This is a genomic window from Armatimonadota bacterium (assembly GCA_016789105.1).
Lineage (GTDB): Bacteria > Armatimonadota > Fimbriimonadia > Fimbriimonadales > Fimbriimonadaceae > UphvI-Ar2.
Window position 1 is genome coordinate 117,651 of sequence record JAEURN010000008.1, and the last position, 15,500, is coordinate 133,150.

Annotated in this window: 18 protein-coding genes; 13 read left to right on the forward strand and 5 right to left on the reverse strand. The window is 58.7% G+C overall.

The features are described from left to right. Window positions 1-62 precede the first annotated feature (62 nt). Window positions 63-1,265, reverse strand: coding sequence for a type II secretion system F family protein (locus JNM28_09025; protein ID MBL8068580.1), 1,203 nt, complete (start codon window positions 1,263-1,265; stop codon window positions 63-65). 179 nt (window positions 1,266-1,444) lie between these two features. Here JNM28_09025 and JNM28_09030 point away from each other — a divergent pair, with 179 nt between their 5' ends. The 6 genes from JNM28_09030 to JNM28_09055 are packed head-to-tail and all read left to right on the forward strand — an operon-like array spanning window position 1,445 to window position 6,333. Continuing rightward, window positions 1,445-2,188, forward strand: coding sequence for a YebC/PmpR family DNA-binding transcriptional regulator (locus JNM28_09030; protein MBL8068581.1), 744 nt, complete (start codon window positions 1,445-1,447; stop codon window positions 2,186-2,188). A gap of 13 nt (window positions 2,189-2,201) precedes the next feature. After that, a complete protein-coding gene (locus JNM28_09035; protein ID MBL8068582.1) occupies window positions 2,202-3,296 on the forward strand; it encodes a rhomboid family intramembrane serine protease in 1,095 nt (364 codons plus the stop codon). Continuing rightward, window positions 3,293-3,964, forward strand: coding sequence for a lysophospholipid acyltransferase family protein (locus tag JNM28_09040; GenBank protein ID MBL8068583.1), 672 nt, complete (start codon window positions 3,293-3,295; stop codon window positions 3,962-3,964). Before JNM28_09035 ends, JNM28_09040 begins: the two co-directional genes overlap by 4 nt. Before the next feature lie 18 nt (window positions 3,965-3,982). Then, entirely contained in the window at window positions 3,983-4,705 is a 723-nt protein-coding gene (locus JNM28_09045) for a hypothetical protein (GenBank protein ID MBL8068584.1), read from the forward strand. After that, window positions 4,702-5,403, forward strand: a complete 702-nt coding sequence (locus JNM28_09050) for a hypothetical protein (protein MBL8068585.1) — start codon at window positions 4,702-4,704, stop codon at window positions 5,401-5,403. Before JNM28_09045 ends, JNM28_09050 begins: the two co-directional genes overlap by 4 nt. An 18-nt stretch (window positions 5,404-5,421) precedes the next feature. Next, window positions 5,422-6,333 carry a glycosyltransferase gene (locus JNM28_09055; protein MBL8068586.1) on the forward strand — a complete coding sequence of 304 codons (912 nt, stop codon included), beginning with the start codon at window positions 5,422-5,424 and terminating at the stop codon, window positions 6,331-6,333. On the opposite strand, the gene JNM28_09060 is transcribed toward JNM28_09055, so the two are convergent. Then, window positions 6,330-7,319, reverse strand: coding sequence for a stage II sporulation protein M (locus JNM28_09060; protein ID MBL8068587.1), 990 nt, complete (start codon window positions 7,317-7,319; stop codon window positions 6,330-6,332). The genes JNM28_09055 and JNM28_09060 overlap by 4 nt on opposite strands. 186 nt (window positions 7,320-7,505) lie before the next feature. Between JNM28_09060 and JNM28_09065 the strand changes: the two genes are divergently transcribed. From JNM28_09065 to JNM28_09090, 6 genes are all read left to right on the forward strand, one after another. Beyond that, entirely contained in the window at window positions 7,506-8,351 is an 846-nt protein-coding gene (locus JNM28_09065) for an RNA polymerase sigma factor RpoD/SigA (GenBank protein MBL8068588.1), read from the forward strand. A 61-nt stretch (window positions 8,352-8,412) separates the two neighbouring features. Beyond that, a complete protein-coding gene (locus JNM28_09070) occupies window positions 8,413-9,090 on the forward strand; it encodes a VTT domain-containing protein (protein MBL8068589.1) in 678 nt (225 codons plus the stop codon). Window positions 9,091-9,120: 30 nt separating this feature from the next. Next, the gene (fabZ, locus tag JNM28_09075) at window positions 9,121-9,549 is read left to right on the forward strand and encodes a 3-hydroxyacyl-ACP dehydratase FabZ (GenBank protein MBL8068590.1); all 429 of its coding nucleotides are present in this window, start codon (window positions 9,121-9,123) and stop codon (window positions 9,547-9,549) included. A 7-nt stretch (window positions 9,550-9,556) separates the two neighbouring features. Next, complete coding sequence (gene lpxA / locus JNM28_09080; GenBank protein ID MBL8068591.1) at window positions 9,557-10,345, forward strand: acyl-ACP--UDP-N-acetylglucosamine O-acyltransferase; 789 nt, start codon at window positions 9,557-9,559, stop codon at window positions 10,343-10,345. Between the two features lie 10 nt (window positions 10,346-10,355). After that, entirely contained in the window at window positions 10,356-10,688 is a 333-nt protein-coding gene (locus JNM28_09085; GenBank protein ID MBL8068592.1) for a hypothetical protein, read from the forward strand. A gap of 34 nt (window positions 10,689-10,722) precedes the next feature. Further along, complete coding sequence (locus JNM28_09090) at window positions 10,723-11,574, forward strand: hypothetical protein (protein MBL8068593.1); 852 nt, start codon at window positions 10,723-10,725, stop codon at window positions 11,572-11,574. Here JNM28_09090 and JNM28_09095 read toward each other — a convergent pair. Both JNM28_09095 and JNM28_09100 read right to left on the reverse strand, forming a co-directional pair. Beyond that, the gene (locus tag JNM28_09095) at window positions 11,571-12,377 is read right to left on the reverse strand and encodes a hypothetical protein (protein MBL8068594.1); all 807 of its coding nucleotides are present in this window, start codon (window positions 12,375-12,377) and stop codon (window positions 11,571-11,573) included. The genes JNM28_09090 and JNM28_09095 overlap by 4 nt on opposite strands. Then, window positions 12,374-13,660 carry a DUF1015 domain-containing protein gene (locus JNM28_09100; protein ID MBL8068595.1) on the reverse strand — a complete coding sequence of 429 codons (1,287 nt, stop codon included), beginning with the start codon at window positions 13,658-13,660 and terminating at the stop codon, window positions 12,374-12,376. Before JNM28_09100 ends, JNM28_09095 begins: the two co-directional genes overlap by 4 nt. A 178-nt stretch (window positions 13,661-13,838) precedes the next feature. On the opposite strand from JNM28_09100, the gene JNM28_09105 reads away from it, so the two are divergent. Next, window positions 13,839-14,594, forward strand: a complete 756-nt coding sequence (locus JNM28_09105) for a polyprenyl synthetase family protein (GenBank protein ID MBL8068596.1) — start codon at window positions 13,839-13,841, stop codon at window positions 14,592-14,594. Here JNM28_09105 and JNM28_09110 read toward each other — a convergent pair. Further along, window positions 14,578-15,465, reverse strand: a complete 888-nt coding sequence (locus JNM28_09110) for a M48 family metallopeptidase (protein ID MBL8068597.1) — start codon at window positions 15,463-15,465, stop codon at window positions 14,578-14,580. The two genes, JNM28_09105 and JNM28_09110, sit on opposite strands and share 17 nt — an antisense overlap. Between the last annotated feature and the right edge of the window lie 35 nt (window positions 15,466-15,500).

Consider the following 15,500-nt stretch of genomic DNA (forward strand, 5'->3'; position numbering starts at 1 on the left):
CCAGGCGGATATTCGGTTTTTGTCGTGGGGCCGTCGTTGCAGCCCCGGTCCGTCTGAACCCGTTACTTGACGCTGTTGACCAGCTTGAAAATCGGCGTCATGACTGAGATGGCGATGAAACCAACGACCACCCCGAGGAAGATGATGAGCAGTGGCTCGATCATCGAAGTCAAGCCTTTGACCGTTTGTTCAACCTCGCTGTCATAGAAGTCGCCCACCTTGACGAGCATCTCGCTCAGCCGGCCCGATTCTTCACCGATGTCGATCATCTGGGTGACCATTGCGGGGAAAAGACCGGAATTGGCCAGCGGCATGCTCAGTTTGTTCCCTTCCCGGATGGCAAGGCGCGTTTGATCCACTGCATTGGTCAACACCTGGTTGCCCAGCGTTTCAGCGACGATCTCAAGGCTCCGCATCATTGGGACACCTGAATTGATCAAGGTTCCCAATGTCCGGCAGAACCGGGCGACGCTCATCTTGAGCGCCAGCTCGCCCATCACCGGGACCTTGAGCTTGATGAAGTCGGTTTGGTATTTGCCCTTGGGGGTCTTTGAATAGGATTTGAGGCCAAAGAACGCGGCCCCCATCGCGATCAGGATCATCCACCAGGATTTCTGCATGAAATCACCCATCGCAAACAAAGCGGCGGTGATGGCGGGTAGCTCGACATCCATCCCATCGAAAATCTCTTTGAACTTGGGAAGGACAAAACTGAACAGCACAAACAGCATGATTTGGCTGAAGCACAAAACCAAGACCGGGTACATCATCGCGGACTTGATCTTGCCCTTGACCTCGGATTCGTACTCCAAGAACCCGCTGAGGCGGTCGAGGATCGTATCCAAGATCCCGCCGATTTCGGCGGCGCGGATCATGTTTACATAAAGCTTCGAGAAAATCGTCGGGTGCTTGGCCAGCGCCTCGTTCAGCGTGATCCCGCTTTTGACATCGCTCGCCACCATGTCCAAAACTGGCTTCAACACCGGGTCTTTGCATTGGGTGCTGAGGATTTCCAAGCAGCGGAGGATCGGGATCCCGGCGTCGATCATGGTCGCGAACTGGCGTGAAAACACCACGATCGACTTCATCTTGACCTTGCCCTTGCCGATCGTCGCGACTTTCTTCTTCTTGATCTCTTTGATGTCCAGAATCTGCAACTGCTGTTCGCGCAAGCGGTTCAATATCAGGGCCTCATGGTCAGCCTCCATAACGGCTTTGACCTGTTTCCCTGTCGGATCGACTGCTGTGTATGCGAAGTACGGCATCTGGCCAGAATCTCCTCGGAGCGCCAATTAGGCAGCCCCGACCCAACACAGATTGTCGGCTCAGGGCTCTCCGATTCCACAGGTTGATTCCATAAATTTGGCAGAGCGTCCCAACATTCCCCGCAACCCTGCCGGGCTCCCGCCGCAAAACGGCTCCGCCATGCCAAAATAGCCGCCGTATGGCCGGCCATAGCAAGTGGAAGAACATCCGCATCCGCAAAGGCAAACAGGATGCGATTCGGGGCAAGCTCTTTACCAAACTTGCCCGAGAAATCATCGTCGCCGCCAAAATGGGCGGGGGCGACCCTGCCACCAATGCCCGGCTGCGCGTTGCCATCGACAAGGCAAAAGAGGCGTCCGTCCCCAAAGACAACATCGACCGGGCCATTGCCAAAGGAACAGGGGATCTGGAAGGTGAAAACTACGAAGAGCTTGTCTACGAGGGCAAGGCGCCCGGGGGCGTCGGTGTGATGGTGGAAGTCTATAGCGAAAACCGCAACCGGACCGTCCCCGAACTCCGCCATGCCTTCAGCAAAAACGGGGGAGCCCTCGGCGAAAACGGCTCGGTGAGCTGGCAGTTTAAACACTGCGGCAACATCTCGATCTCCAAAGACCAAGGCGATGAAGAATCAATCACCCTTGCCGCCATTGAAGGCGGGGCAGAAGACGTCATCGATGACGGCGAAACCTTTACCGTCGTCACCTCAGTGGCCGAGCTCCACGCTTGCAACGATTTTCTCACCGCATCGGGAATCAAAACCGGCGAGGTCGGGCTGGTTTACATGCCGACCAACAAAGTCGACCTTGACAAGGATGACCTCCTCAAAGTCGTCAAGCTCCTTGACGCCTTGGAAGACCTTGACGACGTCAAAGAAACCTACATCAACGTCGACATCCCCGACGACCTGTTCGACGAAGAGTAGCTAAACTGCCGTTGTGGCGAATCAAGGCCGGATCCCCTGGGTGACGCTCGCGCTGATCGCCCTGAATTTGGCGGTGGCGTTCGCGCTCCCGTTCTCGCCCGCCATTGCCGACCTCGCCGTTTTCGACCCGGCCCATGTTCTCCCCGTTTCGGCCCTGCTCTGCTTGTTTTCCCATCAAAACCTGTTGCACCTGCTGGCGAACATGGTTTTTTTGGCGGCGGTCGGCCCACTTGTGGAATTCACCCGGGGCGGTTGGCGGTTTGCCGTCATCTATGTCCTCGGCGGCCTTTCCGGCGTCGCCGCCCACTGGTTTTTTGCCCGGCTCGCCCCTCCAGGGTCGCCCCTACTCGGGGCCAGTGGTTCGGTTGCCGCTTGCGTCGGTTATTGCACGATCCGGTTTGCACGGACAAAGGTGCCCGTCGTGCCCAATTTCGGGGTCCCGGTTGCCGCCATCGGCCTTGCCTGGCTGCTCTTGCAAGGGGCCGGGTCGATCTTCCAGGTCGGCGAGCAAATGAGGGGCGGAGTCGCCTATTGGGCCCATTTGGGTGGATTCTTGGCCGGCCTGGCCGCCGCCCTGCTCTTCGGAGGGCTCCGGGAGGCTCGACACGAATATGGCCATGAGGTTCTTTCCAAAATGAACGAGCGGGGGCCGGCCGCCGTTTTGGCCGCCGCCGAAGCCATCTTGCGGCAACAACCCCGGAACCGAACGGCCCAGTGGGAGAAAGTCGAAGCCTTGTTCGAACTCCATGAATCAGAAAAATTCCGGGCCGCCGCCGAAAAGTTTTTAGTTCAAGCCGACGATTCCGAACTCGCCAAGGTCATCGGACTCATGGCCCAACATGGCAGCCTGGATTCGATCCGATCCGTCACCCGGCTCAAATACGCCGACCGTCTGGCCGAATCCGACCCCGCAACCCAGCGAACAATCCTAGAATCCGTCGCGGCCGACAAACTCGACCCCCGGCGACCCGATGCCCTCGCCAGTTTGGCCGGGCTCTTGCGCGAAACAGATCCCCAATCGGCGGCCGCACTCGCCCAAACCCTCTCCGAAACCTATCCCGACCATGACGCCACCCGGGCCGCCCGGCAACGAGGTTTGATCCCATGAAAGCCTGGTGGAGGCGGGTTCGCCCCCACCTCCTTCCGCCCCTCGTTTACGCGCTCATTCGGCTGATCATGAGTACGGTCAAAGTCGAACTCCGCAACTTTCACGAACCGGTCGGCGGCGGCATCCTCCTGGGCTGGCATGGCCGGATCATCTTGGCTACCAAGAGTTTTCGGAACCGGGGATATTGGATCATGGTCAGCCAATCCCGCGATGGCGAGATGCAGAACCGCATCCTTTCCCGATTTGGATTCAAAGTCATTCGGGGTTCCACCGGCAGGGGAGGAGCCCAAGCCCTGATCGAATGCATCAAAGCCCTCAAAGGCGGGGCGATCTTTGCATTTACCCCCGATGGGCCGCGCGGGCCGAGCGGCATCGTGCAAATGGGGGCCGTCACCATGGCCAAAAAGTCGGGCAAACCGCTGATTCCGGTCGGGGTCGGCACTGACCGCAGATGGCTGTTCAAGAGTTGGGATCGCTACATGATCCCTAAGCCCTTTGCCCACGGAGTCATGATTTTCGGCACACCGGTCACCGTTCCCCCAAACGCCACGGACGAAGAGTGTGAATCGATCCGTCTGACCATTGAAAACGAAATGAGGAGGCTGGAAGCCGAAGCCGAGGCCCTGTTTGGCCACCCGGCGCCGGATTGGCACGCCCCCCAAGGTTAACAGAAGCATAATAACCCTATGACCGACGAGCGACTCTACCGCGTCTTCAAACTCCATGAGATCGACGAGGCGCTCTTGGCCATCAAAAGCAAAGCGGAAAACCTCGACCTCGGCAAGCGGGAGCTCGCCGCAGTCAAGAAAATCCAAAACGACTACGCCGAAGACCTTTCTCACCACGACGACCTGAAGAAACAATTGGCCGCCGAGAAACTCAAGGCCGAACAGGCGGCGGAGAAGATCAAAAAGTTTTCTCAGCAACTCTACGACGGATCAATTGTCTCCGCCAAAGAAGTCGAGAACCTGCAGAAAGAAGTCGCCATGCTCGAGGAACTCGGCCTGCAAGCCGAAAGCCGGGTCGAGGAGTTGGAAGCTGAGTTCAAAGCTTCAGCCAAAAAGACTGAGAAGATCCACGCCAAAATTTCCGAACTGGAACAAGCTGCGGCCGAAAAACGCGCTAAGGCCCAAACTGAACATGCCGAACTGAAAATTAAGTTCAGCGAAGTCGGCGGGCAAAGGGCGGCCAAGGAGGCCGAAGTCGAGCCCGAACTCTTGAAATTTTACAATGCGGCCCGCAAGCGCAGCGGCACCACCGGGCTGGCGCTGGTCACCCCCGATAACCGGTGTTCCGGGTGCGGCGTGCCCGTGCCGGAACGGACCCGCGACGCCATCCGGATCGGCAAAACGCAACAGTGCGAATCGTGCCGCCGCATCCTGTTCTTCCGGGAAGAGGCCCCGGCATGAAACAACTCGCCGTTTTGATCAGTTTGGCCATTCTCATGGCCGGGTGCGCCAAGTTCCCCGGCTCCGGTACCGTCGGCAACACGAAACGTCTTGTGTTCAAGCTCCGGGTGGACGGGCAGTTGAGGACCGGGCAGGGCACTGGCCAATCCGGGTTGCCCTATGTTTATGTCATTGCCCTCAACCTCTCAAAAAGCGATATCCCGACAACCACCGGCCCGATTCCGGTCGTGATCCCCGGCGGTAACGGCATCGTGGCCGGCGAAGTAACCCACTTCATCCTTTGGAACCCCCTCGCCCAGCCCCAATACCAAATCTTCCAATTCAGCGACTCGACCCTCAACACCTACTTCCAGACCGGCGTGCCGGTTGTTTACACCCCCACCAACGAAGGGGATCGCGAATTGCAGTTCGAAGTCGACCTCTCGCAACTTGTGGCCGCCGGGACTATCGACGATTACAAATCGGTGCAAATCAACTTCCTCACCATGAACAACACCAACACTTCGGGCGGGGGAAGGGTTTGGGATGCCTTGGGGGATGGGAACATCCCGACTCAGGTCAATTCGCCGCTGACCGTGCGCCTCAACAGCAGCCAGGTTTACAATAATCAAAACCAAATCCTCACCGAACCGCAAGGCGATGCGGCCGACCCAGACTTGGACATTGTGGACTGGTCGGTCGAAGTCCGTATCCAGTGATCCGGAAGGGGCACTCCGATGCCGAAAGTCTCGATCCTCCTCACCTGCTACAACCACCTCCGATACCTTAAGGCGGCATGGCAAAGTATTTTAGACCAAACGTTCCAAGATTTTGAAGTGATCGCCTTGGACGACGGATCTACGGACGGCACCCGAGAATGGCTCTCCAGTCAAGAGGGGGCCAAGTTGGTCTTCAATCCGCAAAACGTTGGCACTTACGCGACCCTCAACATCGGTCTGCATCACGCCACCGGCGAATACATCGCCGTTTTCAATGACGACGACATTTGGATGCCGACAAAACTGGAACGCCAGGTCGCCATGCTGGACGCCAACCCCCGAATCGGCCTTGTGCACACCGACGGCTGGTTCATCGACGGTGAGGGCCGCCAAAGGCAGGATTCCCCCCTCGGTTTTGAATTCCCCCGCACCGAAACCGGGGACATCCTCCTCGCCCTCATCCATGCCAACGCCATCATCGCCAGCGCCGTCGTGGCGCGAAAAACTTGCTTTGACGAACTCGGGGGGTTCAATGAGCGGTATTTCGGATCGGGCGATTGGGAGATGTGGTACCGGATTTGTGAAAAGTGGGACGCCGGCTACATCGGGGAGCCGCTGACCCTCTACCGGGTTCATGGGGCCAACGCGAGCCACAAACTGGATCGCATCTGGCAAGATGACGCCCTGCTGCGGGAATGGATTGCCGAGAGGATCCCAAACTACCGAGGCCGGTTCTCGCCCGAGGATCTGCAAGAAGCCGAAGCCCACAACTATGCCTGCCTGGGCACCGTCAAAGTTTTGGGCGGCGAGGCAGAAGAGGGCCGGGAATATTACCGCCGCTCTCTGGAAATCGACCCCAAACGGTGGAAAAGTCGCGCCAGGATCTGCGCCAGCTACCTGCCCAAATCCTTTTTTCGCAAACTCCTCTAAGCCAAACCGACATCTTCGGCGGTCAGGTTGCGGCCATAAAAACCAAGGTACGCCGTCCAGGCCGTGAGAGCGACCAGGGCAAACGCGACTTTCACCGGGATCGAGATGTTCGGGTTGAAGCTGAAAAACCCTTCAATCGGCGCCGCGGCAAAAATCATCACCAAAGCCAAAACGGTGAGGACAAACGCATCCTTCCCCGCATGTTTGAGCGAATCCACTAACCGGCGCCGCCCAGGGAACAGCAAGCCCGCGGCCAGGACATAACCGGCACCACCGGCAACGAAGATCCCCCCAATTTCGCTGATGCCGTGGGGGGCGATGGATGCGATCAGGTAAGGCAGCAAGCCGACATCCAGCATGTCGCGGCCCAAGGCGCCGACCATGACGCCGTTCTGCCAAATCATCAAAGTGGAACCGATCCCCGCCGTTCCCGCCGCCACCCCGATCGTCACCAATCCGACCCTGGGATTGTTGCTGGCATAAAACCCGGTCATCATCGTGCTCTCATCCACGGTCCGCGGGTCGAACCCGCCCTTTTGCCATTCCTTGAACAGCGGCTCCATTTCGGCGCTCACAAAATAAGGCCGGGTCTCCGGCCGCACCGTCATCATTGTCGCCGCGTAAAAAGCTCCGGCGAAAAACACGGTTGCCGCGATCAAAAACGCCCAGAACCGCCGCCGGAACGTATCGGCACCCAGCCAAACCGCTTGCTGGATCACTTTGCCAAATGGGGCGGCCCGGTTCCGATACAACTGCCCATAAGCCCGGCTGACCAACGTGTTCAAATAAGCGACGACATCCCGGTTGCTGGAATGGGCGCTCAGATAAGCCAGATCACCAGAGGCCTGCCGATAGAGGCGGACATATTCCACGATCTCCGCCCCCGTCAGGTCGCGGAACGATTTGTGGGCCTTGTTGCACAATAGGGAGAGCCGCTGCCACCCGTCGTACCGCCGACCCATGTATTCCTCTTCGTTGAAAACCACCCGCCTTATTCTAGACGGACCTTGGAACGACGGATGCCCCGGCGAGAACTTTGCCCAATGCTTGGCGTCAAAGAAGTATCCGCCCGCCATGGAATTGGGAATCCCGCCCATTTGGCACACGCTTTGCCGCACAAAGAACAGACCGCGCAACCGGAAGCCGTGCCGGACGTGGAATGAAGAGAGGCCATGACCCGAGAATCGACCGCCTCCGACCCTGGGATCGGCAGCTACCTGAGCCGCCTCACGCAGGCCCCCTTGCTCTCGGCTGAAGAAGAGCGGGTGCTCACGGTCGCCGCCCAAAACGGGTCGGCGGCCGCCCGGGAACGCCTTGTCGAATCCAACATCCGGCTGGTCATCAACATCGCCAAGGGTTACCATTCCCGGCAAATCCCATTGGAAGACCTGATCCAAGAAGGGGCGATCGGGCTCATCACTGCCATCGAAAGGTTCGACCCCGGCAAGGGCTTCCGGTTTTCCACCTATGCGACCCACTGGATCAAACAGTCCATCGGCCGCGCCGTTGATAGTAAATCAAAAACGATCCGGTTGCCCGCCCACATCAGCCAAACCCTGCGGCGGATCGAAAAAACCCGGACGGACATCATGGCCAAAACGGGCTGCGACCCCACCCATGAGCAGATCGCCCGGGAAATGGGGATCAGCCTGCGCAAACTCGCCAGCCTGATGCAGGCATCGCAGGAGCTCATCAGCCTCGAAATCCGTGTCGGCGACGGCGAAAGCTCCACTCTGGGGAGCCTGTTGCCTGACACCGCCAACCGCGACCCCGAAGAGGCGATCATCGACAGCGAGGTGATCGAAGAGCTCAACGAATTCCTCAACCTCCTCACCGACCGCGAACGACGGATCGTGCAATACCGGCTCCGCAACGACGATGGGACCAGCCGATTCCGCGACGAATTGAGCGTAGAACTGAGGATCACCCGCGAACGGGTCCGCCAAATCGAAATCCAAGCGATCAAAAAACTTCGGCAGATTGCATCCCGCCGAAGAACAAAAGAGTATTTGGGGTGACACGGGACCGGCGGGTGCCCCACCCCCGTCCCGCACCATACTAGCCGTTCACGCCCGCGAAATGCCCCCATTCATCGAATCCCTCCTGCACATCGACAGGCATTTGGAAGCTTTGATCCACCAATATGGACCGGCTGTCCACCTGATCTTGTTCGCCGTGATTTTCATGGAGACCGGACTGGTCTTCATGCCGTTTTTGCCGGGAGATTCGCTGCTATTTGCCGCCGGGCTGTTTGCTCACCCAGAAAGGAACGGCTTCAGCTTCCCCCTCCTGATGCTCGGATTACCTTTTGCCGCGATCCTGGGCGACACCGTCAATTTCCACATCGGCAAGTACCTGGGCGAGCACTTCCTGTTCAAAGCCAAGTTCTTTAACCCGGCGTGGCTCAAAAAAACCCAAGAGTTCTATGCCAAACACGGGGGGAAAACCATCATCTTGGGCCGGTTCGTGCCGATCGTCCGGACCGTGGCCCCCTTTGTGGCCGGTATGGATGCCATGCGGTTCCGCGATTACCTGCCGAAATGCATCATTGGCAGCTTCCTGTGGGTCTGGATCTGCGTGGGGGCTGGCTACGTGCTTGGCGAGATCCCGTGGGTTCGCAAGAATTTTGAACTCGTCATCCTCGGCGTGGTCGTGTTGAGCGTTGTGGCCATCGCGTTGGAACTTTGGCGCGAACGGCTCAGCCGGAAAAAGGCAAATGCAACCCTTGTGGCTGCGGACCTGAACGCAAACGACTGAATCCGGCCATAATCCACCGGATCAGCGGCCATGGACATCCAAGAGATCATGCAGCACCTGCCCCACAGGTACCCCATCCTGTTGGTGGACCGGATTGTGGAGGTTGAACCCCGCAAACGGTGCGTTGGAATCAAAAACGTCACCATGAACGAGCCCCACTTCCAGGGCCACTACCCCGGAACCCCGATCATGCCGGGTGTGCTCATCATTGAGGCGATGGCCCAGGCCGGGGCCGTCATCCTCCTTAGCGACCCCGAACTCAGCGGGCTCCTCCCCGTCATCGGCGGCATCGACAATGTCAAGTTCCGGCGGCAAGTCGTGCCCGGGGATCAGTTGCGGATGGAGATTGAACTCGTCAAATTCAAAGGGGCGGTTGGGAAAATCCACGCCGTCGCCTCCGTCGAAGGACAAACCGCTGCCGAAATGGACATGGTCTTCAAACTCATCCCACGCGGGTAACACGCATTTGGCCAACATCCACCCCACCGCCCAGGTCAGCCCGCAAGCCCATGTCGCCGACGACGTGGACATCGGGCCGTTTTGCGTCGTCGAACCCAAAGCCGTCATCGGCAAAGCGTGCATCCTCCAGCCACACGTCACCATCAAGGGCAACGTCGTCATGGGGGACAACAATAAAGTTTGCCAAGGGGCCATCTTGGGGGGCGACCCGCAAGACCGCAAATACCAGGGGGAAGAAACGTTCCTGGAAATTGGGGACGACAACTTCTTTGGTGAATACGTCACCATCCACCGGGCCACTGGGGCCGGCAACAAAACCGTCATCGGCGACCGCAACTACATCATGGCGTTTGTCCACATGGGACACAACGGAACCATCACCGACGACTGCACCATCACCAACAACGTCGCCCTGGCCGGGCACGTCACAATCGAAGAGCGTGCGACCATCGGCGGCATGACCGGAGTCCACCAATTCGTCCGCATCGGCAAGTTTGCCATGGTTGGCGGCATGAGCCGAATCACGCGGGATTGCCCCCCGTTCCTGATCACCGAAGGGATGGAGCAAACCGTTTGGGATATCAATGCCATCGGCCTCCGCCGCATCGGTATCAAACCCGAGGCGAGGCTCGCCCTCCACAAGGCGTGCAAACTCATCTTCAAATCAAAACTCGCCCTCAGCAACGCCATCGAGATCGTCCGGAGGGAGGTTCCTCAAACTGATGAGGTCGATTACCTTATCGCCTTCATGGAACGGCTCTACCACGGCAAAAACGGGCGCGGAGACCAAAGGTAAACTCAACAAAATGGCCAAATTCCAGGAAGGGGAAAGGGTTCGGATCAAAGTCCGGCCCGTCACCGAAGAAGACCGAAAAGTCCATATGTTCTTTGAGCATATGCAAGGCCTGGAAGGCACGGTTTCGAACCACTATAACAAAGATGAAGTGGCGGTCGAAATCGACCTCGATTCTCTCGTCGACATCCCGAAAGACGTCCACCGAATCGCTACCGAGCGAATCCGGGAGAAGTTCAACGAGAACACTAACGAGGAGATCAAAAAGCTGCTGACCAAGGACGAACAGAAGTTCACGCCCCACTACGTTTTGCTGGTCCGCGAAGCAGACCTCGAAAAAGCCTGACCCGAATCCGGCTGGCTCCGTATACACTGTGGCAATGGGCGTTGCCGGCGATGCGCTATCCACTTTGGTCAGCCTGGTGTTTTTGTTGCCGATCTTCACCTGTTGCACCCTGGTGGTGCTCAAGTGGACGATCAGCGGAGACATCGACCCCCTCGCCGGGGTCCTCGCGATGTTCGTCTTGGTGGGGACGATGTTCGTTTCGCTGGCCACCAAGAACCAAGTGATGCAAGGCGTGGCCGTCGTCGGCGCGATCTCGCTGATCGCCATGTTCCCCTTTGCGGCGAACTACCTGGATCGTCACGACCTGCGCGAAATCAATGCCGAGCACATTGACAAGACGATCTTGGAACTCTCCATCCGACCCGACAACTTCCCAGCCTGGTTCAAATTAGCCGAAAGCCTGTTCACCGCCGGATATCACGGGCACGCCATCGCCTTGGCCGAACAGACGCTGGAGCGCATCCCCAACAATATGGATCCCTTCCACAACCGGTCGATGCGCGACATGTACCGGAGCGAGGAGATCATGATCAAAAAGTGGCGGCGCGATGCCACCAACCCCAAGCGGCATATGCCCATCGCCTGCCCCAAGTGCGGGCAAAAGAACCAACCGGGCACCATTAATTGCATCAAGTGCGAAACTCCCTACCTCCTCCTGCTGAGCCGCAATGTCGGCACCCGCACCGGAGCCTTTGCCAAGCTCGTCATCGGTTGGGCCCTCATCGCCGGATTGCTCCCCTTTGGGGCCTTTTTGGGCACCATGGATGGCGGGGGGCTGTTCGCCATTGGCGGGACGCTCGCTGCCGTTGCCGGGGTCGGGGTCGTTTTGTGGTGGGTCTTCCGCGACCCATCCGGCCAACCAGAAAAGTTTCAGTCGTTTTCTTAAAACTCGATCACGACGCCGTCGTAACCGACGTTGACGCCGCGTGGTTCGAAATGGGCCGTCAATTCGGCGTGGGTTCCTTCACCTTGATGGCTATGGTGGGTCGTCCACACCTGGGTTTTTTGATCGATCGTTCCGATTTTATGAAGCCTGTCTAACATCAAATCGAACTCGCGGACATCCAAATGGCCGTCGTAGGCCGTGCTAGCAAACGCCTCGGAACATTCCAAGACTAAACAGTCTAATTTTACATCCGCCAGTGCTTCCCAGGTCGGCTCGTCCCAAACCCCGGTGTCCGTCCCGTATAGGACGGTGCTCTTGCCATCAGAAACCACCAGGTTGTGGGCGTCTTCGCTCGGCAGATGGTGGGCATGGATCGGTAACACTTCGTACCCGCCGTGCCGGAACTTTTCGAAGCTCTTGGTCGTGTGCATTTCCACCGGCCATTCAGGGAACTTTTCCAAGATCCGGCGGCAGATATACAAGTTCGCGTAAACGACAAACCCGACGAATTCAAAATCGTTGAACGGGTAAAGGGTGTACATCAACTCGTCCGGCGCAAAATGGTCGGCATCCGAATGGGTGAACATCAGGGCCGTCCAATCGCGGGCGTCCAGGCCAGAACGGGCCAGTTGGCACCAGGTGTCCGGCCCAAGGTCAATCTTGATGCAATCGTCGATCAGGGCACTGCTCCGCGACCGCACATCCTTGCCCCCGTGCTTGCGCGCGTATTGGCTGACGCGCGAATCGCTATAGAGACCGGGAACCCCATCCGCCCCGCCCGTGCCGAGCAGGCGGATGTTCATGCCTCAAAGTCCTTTAACGACCACATCACCATCCCGCTCAACAGCTTGGGATAGTAATAGGTGCTTTTTTGCGGCATGAAGTCGCCGCCCAGTGCGATCCGGCGCATATCGTCAACAGTCGGCGGGTTCATCAAGAAGGCCGCAGGAGAACCGCTTTCGACAGAATCCAGGGCCTCGTGCTCCAACCGGGTGTAAGTGAAGAAGTCGTGGCCGGTGAGGCCAAGGAGCTTGGCGAAAACAAAGCCGTGCAAAATGCTCACATCCAACCGCTGCAGATCTTGCCCACCCGTGCCCGCCATTTCGGCGACCAAGGCATCCAAGTTCTCAACCTCGGCAACAAAGCCGGCCCCTCCGGGCAGTGCGACCCCAAGGGCCCGGCCACCAGACCGTTCGATCTTTTGCAGTTCGGCCATAAGCTGCTCATTTGGGACGTCGCGCACGGTGAACTGTTCCGCCATCCGGGACTTCAGCTCGGCGGGGCCCAGGGGCATCGACTTCAGAATCCGGTGGGTGGGCAACAAGACCAACCCGGGGTCGCTGATGCTGCACAAGGCCATCATCATGAAGTCCTCGGCCACCAGCCCGGGCAGTGCACCCAAATTCTCGCGGAAGGCCAACGCGGTTTCATACCGGTGGTGGCCGTCGGCGATCCAAACGGATTTGTCGGCCATTTTGGCCGTGATCGCCTGCAATGCCACCGGATCGCTAATTTTTTCGAATCTGTGGGCAATGCCGTCGTCGGCAGTTGTGAACTCCGTGAGAAGTTGGGCCGGGGCTGCACAAACCAGGGAATGAAGGGATTGGTCGGCATCCTCATATAGCCCGAAAATGCATTCCAAATGGCTACGCGTGGCCTCCAAGATCCGCATGCGGTCTTCTTTATGCTTGGGAAAAGTTTGCTCGTGGGGCAACACGACCTTGGCCGAATAAGGCTCGACCTTGATGGTGGCCACCAGCTTGGTGCGTTCAAAAACCTCGTGCGAACCGGGAACGCCGAACCGCTGGGTGTAACGATAATAGGCGGCCTCGGGCTCTGCGCTCAAAACCCCTTCCCGGCGCCATTGTTCAAGCTGGCTGGCGCTGCGGGCATATTTGACGAATTTGCTCCGGTCGCCGTCTTCCTGCTCGGGCAAGGTCAGCCGGACGACGTTGAGGGGGTCTTGGCCCGCCAAAACTTCGCGCTGATCGGGAGAAATCACATCGTAGGGAGGTGCCACGATCTTTGCCAAACGATTGGGATCGACATTGAACCGCAAGCCGTGGAACGGCCGAATCGTTGCCATAACGTTCTCGAAGGTACCACTGGTTCCAACCAGATGCGTGGGCCAGGCAAAGGCCCAGCGGTACACTCCCCCCGTGCCCGGCGCCGATCCCCTGACGCCCATCCGCAACTTGGTCGATGCCCGGCTCGATGCGATCCTGCCGCCCGAGGACGACATCCCCACACCGTTGCACAAGGCGATGCGCTACTCCGGGCTGGCACCAGGGAAACGGCTGCGGCCGGCACTTGCCATGGCCTCGGCGGAGGCCGCTGGGGCCGACCCAAATGTTGCTCTCGATGCCGGTTGCGCCATCGAACTGGTGCATTGCTTTAGCCTAATCCACGACGATTTGCCCGCCATCGACAACGATGACCTGAGAAGGGGCAGGCCCACTTGCCACAAGGTTTTTGGCGAAGCGATGGCGATTTTGGCCGGCGATGCGCTTTTTGCCCTCGCCTTTGAAATCATGAGCCGCGAACCGGGGCCCTGTGTCCGCATTCTGGCCCAGGCAACGGGTTCCCACGGCCTCGTCGGGGGCGAGGTCCTCGACATCCTGGCCGAGGGCCAAGCTGGTGATATGGAACTTTTGCAAACCATCCATGCGCGGAAGACGGGGGCTCTGCTGGGGGCTTGTTGCGAAATCGGCGGATTCCTCGGTGGGGCCGATGGCGAAGGGCAGGCGAACCTGCGGGGGTTCGGGCTCAAAGTCGGCCTGGCGTTCCAAGTCGCCGACGATGTACTTAACGAGACCTCGACGCCTGAACAATTGGGCAAGGCAGTCGGCTCTGATTCCGAGCTGGACAAGCTCACCTACCCCAGGCTGGTGGGGCTCGAAGAGAGTCGCCGCATCGCCGATCAAGCCGTTGAAGAGGCTCTGGAATTGATCAAGCCGTTCGGCTCGCCAGCAAGCCAGCTCGCGGAACTAGCCCGCTATGCCGTCAGCCGGGATTGGTGACCGGGTCAGATTTGGGATACTTGCCGCTGAGGATGCGGCCATAATCCCCGCCCTCGTACCACCGCTCCAATTGCTGCACGCGGTGCACGGGCATTGGGTGGGTGGAACGCATGCCATAAAACATGAACACCATCATCTTGCCGATGCTGTCCAACAGGTTCATGTCTTGGTAGGTTCGGGCCTGGTCCAAGAATTGTGATTCGCTCGCCTCATGCGATAGGCGGTTGGGGCCGCCGGTCAACATCAGGTTAGCACTGGCCGAAGTCGAAAAATCTTGGGAGCACAGCAACCCGGCCCGGTCGGCGGTGACCTCGGCTTGTCGGGACCACTCGAAGAATGCCGCCGTCAGGGCGACCTGGGCCACATCGCCCGCCCCAAGCGTCCGACGCCCGATCATCTCCAAAATCGGGATCAAAACCCAAGCCACCTCTTGATACAGCACATGTCCGGCCTTGATGTGCCCCAATTCGTGCCCAATCAGGTGGTAAAGCTGCTCGTCGTCCAGCGTATCCACGATTCCGGAGCGCAACACAATATAGGGCCGGTCCACCCCGCCCGCATGCGCGTTGGGGAACGGGTTGTTGGTCAGGTAGAGCTCCGGCATCGGCATGTCCAAAATGTCGCTGCACTCTTTGGTGATGCGGTGCAACGTGCCGTACTGTTTGGGGCCGCACCGTACGCTCATCGCCATGTTCCAACAATAAATCCACCGATCCAACCCGCTCTCGTGGAACTTTTTGATGACCAAGGGCAACAGGGGCACTTTTTGCAGCGCGGCCAGCGCCTTGCGGTCGGTTTCGGCTAAAAAGGCTTCGGCACTGAGGTCGGGAAAGGTCTTTCGCCGGGTTGAAGATTGGGCACGCTGGGCCATGGGGTAACCGTAAATACGTTTGGCGGCGATTCAGG

Excerpts from the sequence above, each read along its gene's own strand:
- JNM28_09025 (MBL8068580.1), bottom strand. The coding sequence starts at position 1,265 with ATGCCGTACTTCGCATACACAGCAGTCGATCCGACAGGGAAACAGGTC.
- JNM28_09030 (MBL8068581.1), top strand. The coding sequence starts at position 1,445 with ATGGCCGGCCATAGCAAGTGGAAGAACATCCGCATCCGCAAAGGCAAA.
- JNM28_09040 (MBL8068583.1), top strand. The coding sequence starts at position 3,293 with ATGAAAGCCTGGTGGAGGCGGGTTCGCCCCCACCTCCTTCCGCCCCTC.
- JNM28_09045 (MBL8068584.1), top strand. The coding sequence starts at position 3,983 with ATGACCGACGAGCGACTCTACCGCGTCTTCAAACTCCATGAGATCGAC.
- JNM28_09050 (MBL8068585.1), top strand. The coding sequence starts at position 4,702 with ATGAAACAACTCGCCGTTTTGATCAGTTTGGCCATTCTCATGGCCGGG.
- JNM28_09055 (MBL8068586.1), top strand. The coding sequence starts at position 5,422 with ATGCCGAAAGTCTCGATCCTCCTCACCTGCTACAACCACCTCCGATAC.
- JNM28_09065 (MBL8068588.1), top strand. The coding sequence starts at position 7,506 with ATGACCCGAGAATCGACCGCCTCCGACCCTGGGATCGGCAGCTACCTG.
- JNM28_09070 (MBL8068589.1), top strand. The coding sequence starts at position 8,413 with ATGCCCCCATTCATCGAATCCCTCCTGCACATCGACAGGCATTTGGAA.
- fabZ (MBL8068590.1), top strand. The coding sequence starts at position 9,121 with ATGGACATCCAAGAGATCATGCAGCACCTGCCCCACAGGTACCCCATC.
- JNM28_09085 (MBL8068592.1), top strand. The coding sequence starts at position 10,356 with ATGGCCAAATTCCAGGAAGGGGAAAGGGTTCGGATCAAAGTCCGGCCC.
- JNM28_09090 (MBL8068593.1), top strand. The coding sequence starts at position 10,723 with ATGGGCGTTGCCGGCGATGCGCTATCCACTTTGGTCAGCCTGGTGTTT.
- JNM28_09095 (MBL8068594.1), bottom strand. The coding sequence starts at position 12,377 with ATGAACATCCGCCTGCTCGGCACGGGCGGGGCGGATGGGGTTCCCGGT.
- JNM28_09100 (MBL8068595.1), bottom strand. The coding sequence starts at position 13,660 with ATGGCAACGATTCGGCCGTTCCACGGCTTGCGGTTCAATGTCGATCCC.
- JNM28_09105 (MBL8068596.1), top strand. The coding sequence starts at position 13,839 with ATGCGCTACTCCGGGCTGGCACCAGGGAAACGGCTGCGGCCGGCACTT.
- JNM28_09110 (MBL8068597.1), bottom strand. The coding sequence starts at position 15,465 with ATGGCCCAGCGTGCCCAATCTTCAACCCGGCGAAAGACCTTTCCCGAC.